At 63.6% G+C, this 14,937-nt stretch carries 13 protein-coding genes; 5 read left to right on the forward strand and 8 right to left on the reverse strand.

Going from position 1 to position 14,937, the window contains the following annotated elements; genetic code table 11:
• Position 1 precedes the first annotated feature (1 nt).
• Together efeO and efeB are read left to right on the forward strand one after the other, a co-directional pair.
• Positions 2 to 1,213: an iron uptake system protein EfeO gene (gene efeO / locus A3M3_RS0103650; RefSeq protein WP_197023111.1), complete on the forward strand. Its 1,212-nt coding sequence runs from the start codon at positions 2 to 4 to the stop codon at positions 1,211 to 1,213.
• Entirely contained in the window at positions 1,210 to 2,637 is a 1,428-nt protein-coding gene (gene efeB, locus A3M3_RS0103655; protein ID WP_028265203.1) for an iron uptake transporter deferrochelatase/peroxidase subunit, read from the forward strand. Before efeO ends, efeB begins: the two co-directional genes overlap by 4 nt.
• 60 nt (positions 2,638 to 2,697) lie before the next feature.
• Here the strand turns inward: efeB and htpX are convergent, their stop codons facing one another.
• Positions 2,698 to 3,567 carry a zinc metalloprotease HtpX gene (gene htpX / locus A3M3_RS0103660; protein WP_028265204.1) on the reverse strand — a complete coding sequence of 290 codons (870 nt, stop codon included), beginning with the start codon at positions 3,565 to 3,567 and terminating at the stop codon, positions 2,698 to 2,700.
• Between the two features lie 201 nt (positions 3,568 to 3,768).
• The gene (locus tag A3M3_RS0103665) at positions 3,769 to 5,040 is read right to left on the reverse strand and encodes an MFS transporter (RefSeq protein WP_028265205.1); all 1,272 of its coding nucleotides are present in this window, start codon (positions 5,038 to 5,040) and stop codon (positions 3,769 to 3,771) included.
• Between the two features lie 122 nt (positions 5,041 to 5,162).
• Here A3M3_RS0103665 and A3M3_RS0103670 point away from each other — a divergent pair, with 122 nt between their 5' ends.
• The 3 genes from A3M3_RS0103670 to A3M3_RS0103680 all read left to right on the forward strand — a co-directional run bounded on the left by A3M3_RS0103670 (position 5,163) and on the right by A3M3_RS0103680 (position 7,908).
• Positions 5,163 to 5,654 (forward strand): Fur family transcriptional regulator, encoded by a 492-nt coding sequence (locus tag A3M3_RS0103670; RefSeq protein ID WP_028265206.1) that lies wholly within the window; start codon positions 5,163 to 5,165, stop codon positions 5,652 to 5,654.
• Positions 5,651 to 7,147 (forward strand): catalase, encoded by a 1,497-nt coding sequence (locus tag A3M3_RS0103675; RefSeq protein WP_028265207.1) that lies wholly within the window; start codon positions 5,651 to 5,653, stop codon positions 7,145 to 7,147. The genes A3M3_RS0103670 and A3M3_RS0103675 overlap by 4 nt, the downstream gene beginning before the upstream one ends.
• 125 nt (positions 7,148 to 7,272) lie before the next feature.
• Positions 7,273 to 7,908: a DUF2461 domain-containing protein gene (locus A3M3_RS0103680; protein WP_028265208.1), complete on the forward strand. Its 636-nt coding sequence runs from the start codon at positions 7,273 to 7,275 to the stop codon at positions 7,906 to 7,908.
• A gap of 51 nt (positions 7,909 to 7,959) precedes the next feature.
• Here A3M3_RS0103680 and A3M3_RS0103685 read toward each other — a convergent pair whose 3' ends face one another.
• The 6 genes from A3M3_RS0103685 to A3M3_RS0103710 all read right to left on the reverse strand — a co-directional run bounded on the left by A3M3_RS0103685 (position 7,960) and on the right by A3M3_RS0103710 (position 14,908).
• The gene (locus tag A3M3_RS0103685; RefSeq protein ID WP_028265209.1) at positions 7,960 to 9,558 is read right to left on the reverse strand and encodes an amino acid permease; all 1,599 of its coding nucleotides are present in this window, start codon (positions 9,556 to 9,558) and stop codon (positions 7,960 to 7,962) included.
• 112 nt (positions 9,559 to 9,670) lie between these two features.
• The gene (locus tag A3M3_RS0103690) at positions 9,671 to 10,087 is read right to left on the reverse strand and encodes a DUF779 domain-containing protein (RefSeq protein ID WP_028265210.1); all 417 of its coding nucleotides are present in this window, start codon (positions 10,085 to 10,087) and stop codon (positions 9,671 to 9,673) included.
• On the reverse strand, positions 10,087 to 11,109 hold the full coding sequence (gene adhP, locus A3M3_RS0103695; protein ID WP_028265211.1) for an alcohol dehydrogenase AdhP: 1,023 nt from the start codon (positions 11,107 to 11,109) through the stop codon (positions 10,087 to 10,089). Before adhP ends, A3M3_RS0103690 begins: the two co-directional genes overlap by 1 nt.
• A gap of 120 nt (positions 11,110 to 11,229) precedes the next feature.
• A complete protein-coding gene (gene exaC, locus A3M3_RS0103700) occupies positions 11,230 to 12,753 on the reverse strand; it encodes an acetaldehyde dehydrogenase ExaC (protein WP_028265212.1) in 1,524 nt (507 codons plus the stop codon).
• A 98-nt stretch (positions 12,754 to 12,851) separates the two neighbouring features.
• Positions 12,852 to 13,460, reverse strand: coding sequence for a hypothetical protein (locus tag A3M3_RS23660; protein WP_231497172.1), 609 nt, complete (start codon positions 13,458 to 13,460; stop codon positions 12,852 to 12,854).
• An 83-nt stretch (positions 13,461 to 13,543) separates the two neighbouring features.
• Positions 13,544 to 14,908: a GAF domain-containing protein gene (locus tag A3M3_RS0103710; RefSeq protein ID WP_028265213.1), complete on the reverse strand. Its 1,365-nt coding sequence runs from the start codon at positions 14,906 to 14,908 to the stop codon at positions 13,544 to 13,546.
• Between the last annotated feature and the right edge of the window lie 29 nt (positions 14,909 to 14,937).

A 14,937-nucleotide genomic window follows, 5' to 3' on the forward strand; every position in this document is an offset into this window, starting at 1 on the left:
CATGCCTGGCACCCCCCTGCCCAAAATGACCTTGCCCAAAATGACGTCCCGCCGTCGGAAATGTTTCTCCCTGGCAGCCGCGGCCGCGGCCGTTCCTCTGGTCCTCGCGGGCTGCACCGACAACGCACAGACTTCCGGCCCGAGCGCCTCCGCCGGACCGATCCAGGTCACCAGCACCACCGCCGAGTGCAAAGTTTCCACCGGAAGCGTCCCGAGCGGCAACCTGAGCTTCGCGGTCAAGAACGAGGGCACGGAAGTCACGGAGTTCTATCTTTTGGCCGAGGACGGCCTGCGAATCGTCGGCGAAGTGGAGAACATCGGTCCCGGCCTGACCCGCAACCTGGTAGTGACCGCTCCCGCCGGCAAATACACCACCGCGTGCAAGCCCGGCATGCAGGGCGACGGCATCCGATCCGCCTTCGAGGTCACGGATTCCGGAAACAAAACCGCCGTCGACGCCGATTTCCAGAAGCTCGTGGACACCGGCGTCCAGCAATACACCGCCTACGTCAAAGACCAGACAGAGCAGCTCGTCACCGGCACCAAGGCTTTCGCCGACGCCTACGCCTCGGGCGATACCACCAAGGCACGCGAGCTCTACGCGGCAACCCGCATGCACTGGGAGCGGATAGAACCCGTCGCGGAATCCTTCGGCGATCTTGATCCCAAGCTCGACGCCCGCGAAGCAGACCTCGAGCCCGGCCAGGAATGGACCGGTTGGCACCGCGCGGAGAAGGACCTGTTCCCGCCCACTGGCTACACGGCACTGACCGCGGCCGAACGTGCCAAGATCGCCGCGCAGCTCGTGGCCGATACCGAGGAACTCGGCAAGCGCACCCGCACGGTCGCACTCTCCGCGGACAAACTCGGCAATGGCGCCAAGGAACTCCTCGACGAAGTTGCCCGGGGCAAGGTTACCGGCGAAGAAGAAGTCTGGTCCCATACGGACCTCTGGGACTTTCAGGCCAACGTTGACGGCGCCCGGATCGCCTTCGAAAACCTCAAGCCCGCGCTCACGCAGAAGGACGCAGCCTTGGCCACGAGCCTCGACGACAAATTTACAGCCCTGCAAGCCGAACTGAAGAAGCACGCCAAGGGAGACGGCTTCGCCTACTACAACGAGCTCAGCCCGGCCCAGGTCCAGCAGCTTGCCACGCTGGTGGATGCTTTGGGAGAGCCGTTGTCCAAGCTCACCTCGGCAGTCGTGTTGTGAGCGGCTGCCCGTTCAACCACGAGCCTGCTGCAACGCCCGACGCCGGCACCGCGCCTGACGCCGGCGAGTCCACCCCCGTCGAGTCCACCCCCGTCGGGGTTGCCGCCGCCGCGGTTGCCGCGCCCGCCGTTGCCGCGCCCGCCGTTGCCGCGTCCGCCGAGCGGGGCATGTCCCGCCGGAGACTGTTCTCCTTGGCTGGCGTGGGCGGCACGGGGGCGGTGGCAGGCCTCGCCGCAGGGTTGCTGGGCCATGATGCCGTAGCCGCTGTGCCCGCCCCGGCAAACGGGGTGGTTCCGTTCTACGGCGAACGTCAGGCAGGCATTGTTACTCCCGCGCAGGACCGCCTTCACATGGCTGCCTTCGACGTCACCGTTGAAGACCGGGCCGCAGTAATCCAGCTCCTGAAGGACTGGACTGCCGCGGCCGAAGCAATGACCGCCGGCCGAACGACGGGCGGGACCGGCGCCGTCGACGGCCCATATGATGCGCCACCGGAAGACACCGGCGAGGCCCTTGACCTTGCGCCGGGCAAGCTGACGTTGACCTTCGGCTTCGGCTCGGGTCTCTTCGAAAGGGATGGCAAGCCGCGCTTCCGACTTGTTGGACGCCGACCCGACGCGCTGATCGCCCTGCCGCATTTCCCCGGCGACGCCCTGGAAACCGCGCGTACCGGTGGCGACATCGTGGTCCAGGCGTGCGCCGACGATCCCCAGGTTGCCGTGCACGCGATCCGCAACCTTGCCCGCATCGGCTTCGGCAAGGTGCGCGTACGTTGGTCCCAGATGGGCTTCGGCCGCACCTCTTCCACGTCACGGGTCCAGGCGACACCGCGCAACCTTTTCGGTTTCAAGGACGGCACGGCCAACCTGAAGGCCGAGGACGCCGCATTGCTGAACGAGCATGTCTGGGCCACCGCCGGAAGCCGTCCAGGGGAAGCCTGGATGGCCGGGGGCAGCTACCTCGTTGCCCGGCGCATCAGGATGCTCATCGAGATCTGGGACCGGACGTCACTCCGGGAACAGGAAGGGCTGATCGGGCGCACCAAGGGGACGGGAGCGCCGTTGTCCGGAGGGGAAGAATTCACCGCGCCGGACTTTGCTCTGAAAGGCCGCGACGGCGAACCGCTGATCGCCCTGGATTCCCACGTCCGCTTGGCCCACGCCAACCAGAACAACGGAGTGAAAATGCTCCGCCGCGGATACAACTACACCGACGGCTCGGACGGACTTGGCCACCTCGACGCCGGCCTGTTCTTCATCGCCTTCGTCACGGACCCGCGGACACACTATGTACCGATGCAGATGGCCATGGCCAAGAGCGACCAACTGGCCTTGGAATACCTCAAGCACACCGGTTCCGGCCTGTTCGCGGTTCCCCCGGGGATTAAGGCGGGCGGCTTCATTGGTGAGGGCTTGTTCGCGTGAAGCCGCCCGTCGTCGAACGCGGCGTTGCCCCGGCGATACGGTGACATACGGGACCGCTAGCTAGGAAAGTGGGCGTCCTGCCATCCGTTCGAGCCGTTCAATGCGCTCCCGCATCGGCGGGTGAGTGGCGAACAGCTTGGTCATGCCGCCGCCGCGGAACGGGTTGGCAATCATGAGGTGCGAAGTGTTCACGAGGCGCTGGTCTTGGGGCAGCGGCACTTGATTCACGCCCGTTTCGATCCTGCGGAGGGCTGAGGCGAGCGCCAGTGGGTCGCCGGTGAGCTCGGCACCGTCCTGATCGGCGTCGAACTCCCTGGTGCGGGAAATGGCGAGCTGGATCAGCGAGGCGGCAAACGGCGCCAGGAGCGCCATGGCGATCATGGCGATCGGATTGGCGTTCCGCCGGTCCCCGCCGCCGAAGAACAGCAGCATCTGGCCCACCGAGGTGATGACGCCGGCGACGGCGGCCGCGATGGACGAAGTGAGGATGTCGCGGTTGTAGACGTGCATGAGTTCATGGCCGAGGACGCCGCGGAGTTCGCGGGCGTCGAGCAGGCGCAGGATGCCTTCAGTGCAGCACACGGCGGCGTTCTTCGGATTGCGTCCCGTGGCGAAGGCATTTGGGTTCATGGTCGGGGAAAGGTAGATCCGCGGCATTGGCTGGTTTGCCCGTGCGGAGAGTTCCCGTACGATCTGATACAGCTGGGGGGCCTGCGCTTCCGAGACCGGGTAGGCGGCCATGGAACGGATGGCGATCTTGTCGCTGTTCCAGTATCCGTAGGCCGTAGTGGCGACGCCGATCAGGGCCATGATCCAGATGGGCCCTGCGCTGCGGGTGCTCGCGGCGATCAAGGCGCCGAGTCCCAGCAGCACTGCCCAGAGCACACCGAAGAGCGCTGTGGTCTTCAGGCCATTGTGATGATTATGCACTTCACTACTTTCTTCGAGTTCGCTCGCTGTTGTTTTGCATCGCATGCTGGTTCTGTTCCGATTAACGCCGACGGCGGCCCGGACGTTCCAGCCCTGTCCGGGATGCACACCCCCGGCCCAACTGACTCGCACTTGTGGTCGTTATGAGCCCATTTAACGACAACAACTGCGAGTTAGATGGGGACGCGAAGTGGAGGTCGGCTACGGAACCGGGTGGGCGGAATCGTACTCGAGGAATCCTCGCTGCCAACGGGCCACGAGCCACGCCAGCACCGCGCATAGGACGCCGCCCACGAGCAGCACCCAACCTTCGCTCAGCACTTTCGTGACTCCACCAGCGAGCATGTCCCCCACTCGCGGACCACCGGCAACCACCACGATGAACACGCCTTGGAGCCGCCCCCGCATGTGGTCCGGAGTGGCCGATTGCAGGATGGTGGTGCGGAAGACCGCGCTGATGGAGTCCGAGATTCCGGCGAAGGCACAACATAGGGCAGCCGGGATGATCCAAGGGGTCACACCACCGCGTCCGGAATCGCCGGCCAGCACCACCACCAAGCCGAAAGCGGCGATGGAGAATCCCCATCCTGCCACGGACCACACCACAGCGCGGCCTTGGCTCCGCACCCTCCCCAGGGGTCCGGAGAAAAGGCCCGCCAGGAAAGCGCCGACGGCGACCGAGGCGAGCAAAACGCCCACGGTGGTGTCGCCGCCGCCGATCAAGGTGGCGCCGATCGCGGGCATCAAGGCTCGCGGCTGGGCGCAGATCATCGCGATGAGGTCGATGATGAAGGTCATACGGAGGTTGGGCCGCGTGCCGAGGAAGCGGAAGCCTTCGACGACGGAGCGCAGGCCGGGTGCCGAGGCGTTCTCGGCTGCGGGAAGGGACGGGAGCCTCATAAGGCTCCACAGCGCGAAAGCGAAGCTGATGGCATCGATCGTGTAGGTCCAGCCAAAGCCGCTCGAGGCAACCAGCACCCCCGCAAGCAATGGACCCGCTGTCATGGAAATGCCCATATTGAGCATGCTCAAGGCGTTGGCCGCCGGAAGCAGCTCCTTCCGGACCAGCAAGGGAATAATGGCACTGCGTGCCGGCCCGTTGATGCCCTGCGCGCCGCTCTGGATGGCGACGATCACGAAAAGGATCCAGACATTGTTCAGTTGGAACCAGGCTTGGAACGCCAGCGCCACGCTGCAGGCCCACAAGACGAGGGAAGAGGCGATCGCAACTTTCCGCCGGTCATAGGCATCGGAAATCGCGCCGCCGAACAGGCCCGCAATCACCAGAGGAACCAAGGCAAAAATGCTGAGCAGGCCAACATAGACGCTCTGTTGAGTGATGCTGTAGACCTCAAGGCTCACGGCGACGAGTGTCAACTGGGATCCGACCATGGACACCGAAGACCCTAGCCATAAGCGGCGGAAGGCAGGGCTTTCGCGGAGCGGGGTCATGTCAGCCAGGAGTTTTGCCACCGTCCAACCCTACCTACCAGGCCGCCCGCCCCTCGGGGACTCCGGCGTGTGGCAAGCTTCAGGTATCCGAGGTTAGCCTCGCCTTATTGTGAAGTACTCATAATAAGTGCTTCAATGAGGGTATGGCAGATCATTCGGCAGACCAGGAAGCGTGGGCTTCCGCCCTGCATTCCCACGGACGCCGCGTGACCAAGCAGCGTCTTGCAGTGCTCGCTGCCGTTGAGCACAACCCGCATTCACCTGCCGAAGGCATCCTGGCTGCCGCACGCAAGGATCTTCCCGAACTGACAGCGCAGTCTGTTTATGTGGTGCTGAGCGACCTCACCGACTTACAAATGCTGCGACGCTTCGAACCGCCTCATTCGCCGGCACTGTACGAGACTAGGGTGGGGGATAACCACCACCACGCCGTCTGCAGCAGTTGCGGCCGTGTGGAGGATGTTGACTGCGCCGTAGGCCATGCGCCTTGTCTCACCCCGCATTGGGATGAGCACTCCAAACCTATGACCATCCAGATCGCAGACGTCCTGTACCAAGGCATCTGCCAGGACTGCCAGGCCAAACAACAACTTCCTACTCAAACGCAAGTAACCCACGAAATAGGAGAACGATGACCGCGAACATCTCTGCGCCCCTTTCGACCACCCAGTCGGGAGCGCCTGTTACATCCGACGCCCATTCCCAGTCCGTTGGTGCCGACGGTGCCATCATCCTGACCGACCACTACCTTGTGGAAAAGCTCGCCCAGTTCAACCGCGAGCGGGTCCCGGAGCGTGTAGTCCACGCCAAGGGTGGCGGCGCTTTCGGTACCTTCAAGACGTCCTCGGACGTTTCCAAGTACACCAAGGCAGCCCTGTTCCAGCCCGGCGTCGAAACGGACATGCTCATCCGTTTCTCCTCCGTGGCAGGCGAGAGCGGCTCTCCTGATACCTGGCGTGACCCCCGCGGCTTCGCCGTCAAGTTCTACACTTCCGAGGGCAACTACGACCTCGTGGGCAACAACACCCCGGTGTTCTTCATCCGCGACGGCATCAAGTTCCCGGACTTCATCCACTCCCAGAAGCGCCTCCCGGGTACCCACCTGCGCGACGCCGACATGCAGTGGGACTTCTGGACCCTCTCCCCCGAGTCCGCACACCAGGTCACCTGGCTCATGGGCGACCGCGGTCTGCCGGCTTCCTGGCGTGAAATGCAGGGCTACGGCTCGCACACCTACCAGTGGATCAACGCCGAGGGCGAGCGCTTCTGGGTCAAGTACCACTTCAAGTCCAACCAGGGCGTCAAGAGCCTGACCGGCGACCAGGCCGAAGAGCTGGCCGGCTCGGATGCCGACTTCTACATCCGCGACCTCCAGGAGAACATTGCCGACGGCAACTTCCCGTCCTGGGAACTGCACGTCCAGGTCATGCCCTACGAGGACGCCAAGACGTACCGCTTCAACCCGTTCGACCTCACCAAGGTGTGGCCGCACTCGGACTACCCGCTGATCCACGTGGGTACCATGGAGCTCAACAAGAACCCGGAGAACTACTTCGCGCAGATCGAGCAGGCCACCTTCGCGCCGTCGAACTTCGTTCCGGGTATTGCCGCTTCGCCGGACAAAATGCTGCAGGCCCGCATCTTCTCCTACGCCGATGCGCACCGCTACCGCGTGGGCACCAACCACGCCCAGATCCCGGTGAACCAGCCGAAGAACCAGGTCAACAACTACAGCCAGGACGGCGCGGGACGCTACCTGTTCAACGCCCCTTCGGTTCCGGTCTACGCGCCGAACTCCCTGGGCGGCCCCGCTGCCGTTGAGCCGCAGAACCCGGCCGGCGGCTGGGAGAACGACGGCGAACTGACGATCTCCGCCCACTCCCTGCACGCAGAGGACGGCGACTTCGTCCAGGCCGGCGCGCTGTACCGCGAGGTCTACGACGACGGCGCCAAGGCCCGCCTGCTGGAGACCATCACGGGCGCCGTGGGCGGCGTCAAGAGCCCCGGCATCAAGGAACGCGCCATCCAGTACTGGACCAACGTCGATGCTGAACTCGGTGCCAAGCTGCGCGCCAACCTCGGCGCAGGCGAAGGCGAATCGGCTGCAGAAGCAGCCAACAAGCTGTAACAACATCCACAAAAGAGGCAACCCCGCTACGGATTCTCCGCGGCGGGGTTGCCTCTTTTAAGAACTATCCACATACGGGATTCCGGCCATGGCCACGGCTGCCGAGGCATCCATAGGATCCCTTTATGAGCACATTTACCGGAATCCCTGCCGCCGCCATCGCTTTCTATGCCGAGCTTGAAGAGAACAACAACCGCGAATGGTGGCTGGCACACAAGGACATCTACGACTCCGCAGTAAAAGAACCACTGACGTTCCTACTGGAGGAGCTTGCACCGAGGTTCGGACCGGGGAAGATCTTCCGCCCCAATAGGGATATTCGGTTTTCCCAGGACAAGTCTCCCTATAAGACCGCACAGGGAGCGTTCGCTGCCGACAAAGAAGGCGTGGGGTTCTACCTGCAGCTCAGCGCGGACGGTCTGCTGCTCGGCGGCGGATGCCACTCGCGAACCCCGGAGCAGATTGCCCGGTTCCGCGCTGCCGCGGATTCGCCGGCCAGCGGGGAAGAACTCCAGAAGATCGTCGATGCCATCACCGCGGCAGGCTTCGCGGTGGAAGGCGAGAGGCTCAAGACCGTACCGCGTGGTTTCGTCAAAGACCATCCGCGCGCCGAGCTCTTGAAGCACAAGTCCTTGTCTGCCGGGATGAGCCTGGGTGAACCGGAATGGATGTCTCAGCCCTCGGCCAAGGAGGAAATCGCCAAGCGTTGGGAGGTACTGCGCCCGCTCGTGGAGTGGGTCACCGAATACGCGGCGGCGTAGGCCACGGAGCAGCGGCCGAAGCTAGAGGAGACGTGGGATCCAGTCCCGAGGTCAAACCCTGCTGAGGCTGTCCTCGTCGTCGCTGGAGTCATTGGAGTCGCTGGAGTCGCTTGCGTTGCCGAAGTCGCTGTTCCTGCCGGGTGTCGACGACATTCCTGAGACAGCTGCCTTCGCCGCGGCGAACTTCTCGTTGAGGCGGGAGTGGCGCTGCCCGTAGGCAAAGTAGATGGCGAGTCCGATTACCAGCCAGATAGCGAAGAAGATCCAGGTCTCCACGGCCAAGTTGGTCATCAGGTAGATGCACAGCACAGCGGAAACCACCGGAAGCACCTTGCCGAACGGAACCCGAAAAGCCGGTTTCAGGTCCGGACGCTTCTTCCGGAGGACCAGGATTCCCAAGCTCACCATGACGAAGGCCGAGAGCGTACCGATATTGATCATTTCTTCCAGAAGATCCACATTGGTCAGCCCGGCAACGATTGCCACAGCTGCACCACAGATGATCTGGAGGCGGATCGGCGTCGAACGTTTCTCGCTCGTCTTGGACAGCGCACGCGGAAGCAAACCATCGCGGCTCATGGCCAGGACAACCCGGGCCAGGCCCATAAGCAGCACCATGATGACGGTGGTCAAACCGATCAAGGAGCCAAAGGCGATGACCTTGGCCGCGTCGGTGTTTCCAACCGCTTCGAAGGCCGTGGTGAGGGTGGGGTTCTTGGCTTGGGCCAGCTGCGTGTAGGACACCATGCCTGTCAGTGCCAAGGACACGAGGATGTAGAGCAGTGTTACGAGCGCCAGGCCGCCGAAGATGCCACGGGGCAGGGTCTTCTGCGGGTTCTTGACCTCTTCAGCGGAGGTCGCCACCACGTCGAAACCGATGAAGGCAAAGAAGACCAAGGCCGCACCGGCGAAGATGCCCAGGGTTCCGTACTGCGCCGGAACCGCGCCGGTGAGGAAGCCGAAGAAGGATTGTTTCATGACGTCCGCGCCGTCCGTGCCGCCGGTTGGCTGCGATGCCGGGACGAAGGGGGTGAAGTTGGAGAACTTCACATAGCTGAAGCCGACCACAATCACGAACAGCACCACGGCGATCTTGATCAGCGTGAAGATGTTGCCCACGCGGGCGGAGAGCTTGGTGCCGAGCACAAGGAGCACCGTGAAGATGGCAACAATCAGGAAGGCGCCCCAGTACAGGTCCACCCCCGCAATATTCAGCGCCGGTGGCATGTCCACGCCCATGAGCGCGAACACCTTGCTCAGGTAGATGCCCCAGTACTTGGCGATGACCGCAGCAGCCGTGAAGAGTTCAAGAATGAGGTTCCAGCCGATGATCCAGGCGAGGACTTCGCCCATGGTGGCATAGGTGAAGACGTAGGCGGACCCTGCGACCGGGATAGCAGTGGCAAATTCGGCGTAGCACATTATGGCCAGGGCACACGTCACGGCGGCGACAGCGAAGGAGACCGTCACGGCGGGCCCCGCAAAGTTCGCGGCAGCTTTGGCGCCAACAGAGAAGATCCCGGCCCCGACGGCGACCGCGACGCCCATGATCATCAGATCCCAGGTGCTGAGGGAACGCTTCAGCTTGCGTCCGGGTTCATCGGCGTCCGCGATGGACTGCTCGATTGATTTGGTCCGGAAGAGGTTCATAGGAGAGTCCACAATCTTGATGAGCTGGTAGAAACAGACTTATCAAGGTTAGTGTCCGACTTGTGGACAAATCATATTTGTCCCGGATGGTGAGACGCATAGCGGGCTGGCCTCACACCGTGGAGACGTTCCAATCCATCAAAGTGGAGCGGATGAGGAAACGCTTGCCCTCCGGCGATTCCACGGAGAAGCCACTCCCCCGGCCGTTCACCACGTCAACCGTCAGATGGGTGTGGGACCAGTAATTGAATTGTTCCCGGGACATCCAGAACTCCAAAGGCTGCGGCCGTTCGCGGTCGCCGATGTCGAAGAGTCCGAGCAGAACGTCCGAGTCTCCCGTAATGAACTCGCCGGCCGGGTAACACATAGGTGAGGAACCGTCGCAGCACCCACCTGACTGGTGGAACATCAGCGGGCCGTGTTGCTTCCACAGCTTCTGGAGGAGTTCGATGGAAACGGCGGTGAGCGCCACCCGGGAAAAGTCTTCCCCGGGCAGCGTCGCTGCGGCGTCAAGCCTATTGTGTGACATTAGAACGTCAGCACCACACGGCCATCGATCTTGGCGTGCTTCATCTCGTCAAAGACGGCGTTGACCTCGGAAAGTTCCCGAGTGGACACGGTCGGATGGATCTTGCCCTGCGCGTAGAAGTCCAGCGCTTCTTCCAGGTCCTGCCGGGTGCCCACAATTGAACCGCGGACGGTCAGGCCCTTGAGCACAATCTCGAAGATCGGTGCAGGGAAGTCGCCCGGAGGAAGCCCGTTGAAGACGATGGTTCCTCCGCGTCGAGCCATGCCGATTGCTTGTCCGAATGCCGACGGGTGCACTGCGGTGACTAAAACGCCATGGCATCCTCCGGTTTCGCGCTGGATGACTTCGGCAGGGTCCTCGTGCATCGCATTGACGGTGAGCTCCGCGCCGTGCTTCTTGGCCAGGGCGAGCTTGTCATCGGCGATGTCCACTGCCGCCACCCGGAGGCCCATGGCCACTGCATACTGGACTGCGATGTGTCCCAGTCCGCCGATGCCTGAAACAGTGACCCATTGTCCGGGCCTGGCCTCGGTCATCTTCAGTCCCTTGTAGACGGTGACGCCGGCGCACAGCACCGGGGCAACCTCCACGGGGTCCGAACCTGCCGGAATCCTCGCGGCAAACCGGCTGTCCACCAGCATGTACTCCCCGAACGAGCCGTCCACGCTGTAGCCCGCGTTCTTCTGGGCTTCGCACAGCGTTTCCCAGCCGGTTCGGCAGTACTGGCAGTCGCCACAGGCGGACCAAAGCCAGGCGTTGCCCACAAGGTCCCCGACGGCGAGCTCGGTGACGCCCTCGCCGAGGGCCACCACTTCGCCCACGCCTTCGTGGCCCGGAATGAACGGCGGTGAGGGCTTGACCGGCCAGTCCCCTTCCGCAGCGTGCAGATCGGTGTGGCAGACGCCGGTGGTGATTACCTTGACCAGTGCTTCCCCTCGGCCCGGAACGGGTATGGGAAGGGACTTCACCTGAAGGTCTTTTCCGAATTCAGTTACTACGGCTGCTTGCATTGTCGTCGTCATTGGCGAAATCCTTGCGTCGTTAAAGCTAGGTGGTGCCGGTTGGAGCGATGCTGTTTTTTTGAGGGGTGGTTGGGCGGGGAGGGATCTGTACTGAACCCTCCCCGCCGGGCTAAGTACGGTCTAGAAGAAGCCGAGCTTGTTTTCGTTGTAGCTGACCAGGAGGTTCTTGGTCTGCTGGTAGTGGTCCAGCATCATGGCGTGGTTTTCACGTCCGATGCCGGAGGACTTGTACCCGCCGAACGCGGCACCGGCCGGGTAGGCGTGGTAGTTGTTGACCCAGACACGGCCGGCCTGAATTTCCCGGCCTGCCCGGTAGGCGACGTTGCCGTTGCGGGACCAGACGCCGGCGCCGAGCCCGTACAGGGTGTCGTTGGCGATGCCGATGGCGTCGTTGTAGTCGCTGAATCTTGTCACGGACACCACGGGGCCGAAGATTTCCTCCTGGAAGATCCGCATCCGGTTGTGGCCTTCGAAAATGGTCGGCTGGACGTAGTAACCGCCGGCCAGGTCGCCGTCGAGCTGGGCGCGCGCGCCGCCGGTGAGGACCTTGGCGCCTTCCTGCTTTCCGATGTCGATGTAGGAAAGGATCTTCTCCAGCTGGTCGTTGGAGGCCTGCGCACCCAGCTGCGTGTCCGTGTCCAGCGGGTTGCCTTGAATGATCTTGTTGGTGCGTGCCACGGCGTCGGCCATGAAGGAGTCGTAGATGCCTTCCTGGACCAAAGCCCGGGAGGGGCACGTGCACACTTCGCCTTGGTTGAAAGCGAAGAGCGTGAAGCCTTCCTGGGCCTTGTCGTAGAACGCATCGTTCTGTGCGGCGACGTCGTCGAAGAAAATGTTCGGGCTCTTGCCGCCCAGTTCAAGGGTCACCGGGATCAGGTTCTGGGATGCGTACTGGCTGATCAGCCGGCCCGTGGTGGTTTCACCGGTGAAGGCGATCTTGCGGATCCGCGAACTGGACGCGAGGGGCTTACCGGCCTCGACGCCGAAACCGTTGACCACGTTGACCACCCCGGCGGGCAGCAGGTCGCTGATCAGTTCCATCAGCACCAGGATCGAGGACGGAGTCTGCTCGGCAGGCTTGAGGACGACGGCGTTGCCAGCGGCCAGGGCCGGGGCGAGCTTCCACACGGCCATCAGGATCGGGAAGTTCCACGGAATGATCTGGCCCACCACGCCCAGCGGCTCACGGAAGTGGTACGCCGTCGTGTCTTCGTCCAGCTGGGACAGGTGGCCTTCCTGGGCCCGGATCGCGGAGGCGAAGTAGCGGAAGTGGTCCGCCGCCAAGGGGATGTCCGCGTTCAGGGTTTCCCTGACGGGCTTGCCGTTGTCCCAGGTCTCGGCCACGGCCAGCAGCTCGGTGTTCTCATCGATCCGGTCCGCGATCTTGTTCAGGACCGCGGCGCGTTCCGCAGCGGAGGTCTTGCCCCAGGATGGAGCCACTTTGTGCGCGGCGTCGAGAGCGAGTTCGATGTCCTCGGCCGTGCCACGCGCCACCTCGCAGAAAGCCTTGCCGGTCACGGGGGTGATGTTCTCGAAGTACTGCCCCTTGACCGGGGCAACCCATTCGCCGCCGATCCAGTTCTCGTAGCGGTCCTTGAACGTGACCTTCGAACCCTCGGCACCTGGCTGTGCATAAACAGTCATCTGTAGCTCCTTTGCTGCGCATGATGGTGGCTTTGCTGTGCCATCAGCGTAGGAGCGGGGAGGTTGCAAGCAGGTTGCAACCTTGTGGTTCAGATCACTTAGAGGCCTGCGGGGAACGCGTACGAACTCGGAAGCGGTGAGGGAACCGCACCGTAGGAGAGCACTACCTCGTCGTGGGCCTTGAGGACGACGTCGGCGACAGGCACGGCCTGCTTCGAACCGTTCACGTAGGCTGTCCATCCGACCGTTCCGCCATGCGGTGCTCCGGTGGCGTCCTTGCCGTCCAGGACTCCCCATTCACTGAGCACTTGGCCCAGGGTGTACTTCAGGCCGGCCGTGGGGGCTTCGATGTGGATGATGCCGGATGTGTCGTGGGTGTGCAGTGCCGAGATTCCGTTTGCCTGACCGTCGGCTCCGAAACTGAAGCCGATGTCAGCCGGGACGGTGACGGGCTTGCCGTCGACGAGGACGTCCAGATGGGCATGGTAGTGCTCGGCGGTGCCTTCAGCGCTCAGGATATCCAAGCCGGCGGCCTTGATCCTTTGGGCCCCCGCAGCGGGATCGAGTTCCCAGCCGGCCGGCGCTGTGGTTGCCGAATCGGAAGTCGCCGGTGATGACGGCGCTGATGAGGCGGGTGCCCCGCAAGCGGTGACGCCGATAAGGAGTCCGGACACGGTCAGGGCGACGGCGAGGCGTTGGTTCAACACGGAGGAGGCTTCTTTCGTTTGGCTCGGTTCTACAATACGGGCGAAAACTCCGTGTTTCCCAAGAGCCGCACGACACACCTGCGTCAGGCTGACAGTTCGCTTTCCAAGCGTTCAAGCTCGGCGACGACGGCGGCCCGCTTGGGCGAGCGCGGCGGCAGGAGCTTTAGGGCGGCAAGCCGGACGTCGACGTCGTTCTTCGCCTCGGGCAGACCGGCATACTTGAGCAGCGCCTCGGCGCTGCCGTCGTTGAGGACCGCCTCGCGCAAGAGCGCCGAGACCTTCTGGCGGAGCTCCACAATGCCCGGGGCTTCTGAATGCGGAAGGACGGCGCCTTTGTAGATCTCCAAAGCGATGCGGTGGGCGCCCCGCTGCAGGCATGAGAGAACCTGGGCGGCATCCTGGCCGAGGTCGATCGGGAGCCGGTACGGTCGGGATTCCGGGACTGCAGCGGGGTCAAGCTCATGGAGTACCTTGCGAAGGCGCACCATTTCGGCCCGAAGCGTGACGGGGGAACCATCTCCCGGGTACAAGGCCAGGGCGAGCTCTTCGGCGCTGAGCCCCTCTGGACAGGTGCCCAGCAATGCCAGGATCTCGCTGTGCCTGGCGGAAAGCGGGATGCTGCGGCCTCCGATGCTCAATAGCGCTTGGTCCCGGCCGAGTAGCTGGAGGCTGTTCCGGTACAGCCCCGGGTCCTGCGGCGAGCCGGCGGCGGAAGGCGAGTTCCGGCGTCGGGCAGTCACCGTTCGTTTGGTGGCTGCGAGCTGCAGCCTTTCCACCCGCAATTGGGCCTGCGCGGCGGCCACCGTTGCTTCGACGAGAGACAGCGTGTGGGGTGCGACGGCGGCTTCCGTGCCGGTGATGTCGACCACGCCGAGGAGCGCTCCGGAGTCAGGGTCATGGAACGGCACGGCGGTGCAGCTCCACGGATGGACGGCGCGCTTGTAGTGCTCCGCGCCCGAGATCTGGATGCCGCGCCCCAAGGCGAGCGCGGTGCCCGGCGCGCTCGTGCCGACAGCGGCTTCGGACCAGTCCGCGCCCGCGACGAACATCATGCCTTCGGCCCGGTTGCGCATCACGGGGTTCCCGTCCACCCACAGCAGCCGGCCGAGCTCGTCCCCGACGGCGACCAGCAGTCCGCTGTCGTAGCTGGGCTGGATGAGGAGCTTCCGGATGACGGGCATGATGGTGGCCAGCGGGTGTAGACGGCGGTAATCCTCAAGCTCGTCGAGGTCCATGGCCACTGGAGCTTCGGGTTGGTCCGGATTCGCCTTAAGCTGCGCGGACCGCTGCCAGGATTCCTTGATCAGGCGGCGTAAGCCGGGAAGCTCCGGGGCATCAGGAAGCCCATAGCGCCACGAATCGAGGTGCTCGTGTCCGGCGCGTGCATGGTGCTGCAGCAGCTCGGCGACGTCGTTGACCGAGGCTGCCGGATGGATCGGATTCTTCATCGAACTCCCAAAACCGGTCGCAGCACAGT

This window comes from Arthrobacter sp. MA-N2 (assembly GCF_000517125.1).
Taxonomy (GTDB): Bacteria; Actinomycetota; Actinomycetes; order Actinomycetales; family Micrococcaceae; genus Arthrobacter; species Arthrobacter methylotrophus.

Bases quoted from the DNA above. Each gene is read 5' to 3' on its own strand.
- efeO (WP_197023111.1), top strand. From the start codon at position 2: ATGCCTGGCACCCCCCTGCCCAAAATGACCTTGCCCAAAATGACGTCC.
- A3M3_RS0103670 (WP_028265206.1), top strand. From the start codon at position 5,163: ATGGCAGATCATTCGGCAGACCAGGAAGCGTGGGCTTCCGCCCTGCAT.
- A3M3_RS0103675 (WP_028265207.1), top strand. From the start codon at position 5,651: ATGACCGCGAACATCTCTGCGCCCCTTTCGACCACCCAGTCGGGAGCG.
- A3M3_RS0103680 (WP_028265208.1), top strand. From the start codon at position 7,273: ATGAGCACATTTACCGGAATCCCTGCCGCCGCCATCGCTTTCTATGCC.
- A3M3_RS0103685 (WP_028265209.1), bottom strand. From the start codon at position 9,558: ATGAACCTCTTCCGGACCAAATCAATCGAGCAGTCCATCGCGGACGCC.
- A3M3_RS0103690 (WP_028265210.1), bottom strand. From the start codon at position 10,087: ATGTCACACAATAGGCTTGACGCCGCAGCGACGCTGCCCGGGGAAGAC.
- adhP (WP_028265211.1), bottom strand. From the start codon at position 11,109: ATGACGACGACAATGCAAGCAGCCGTAGTAACTGAATTCGGAAAAGAC.
- exaC (WP_028265212.1), bottom strand. From the start codon at position 12,753: ATGACTGTTTATGCACAGCCAGGTGCCGAGGGTTCGAAGGTCACGTTC.
- A3M3_RS0103710 (WP_028265213.1), bottom strand. From the start codon at position 14,908: ATGAAGAATCCGATCCATCCGGCAGCCTCGGTCAACGACGTCGCCGAG.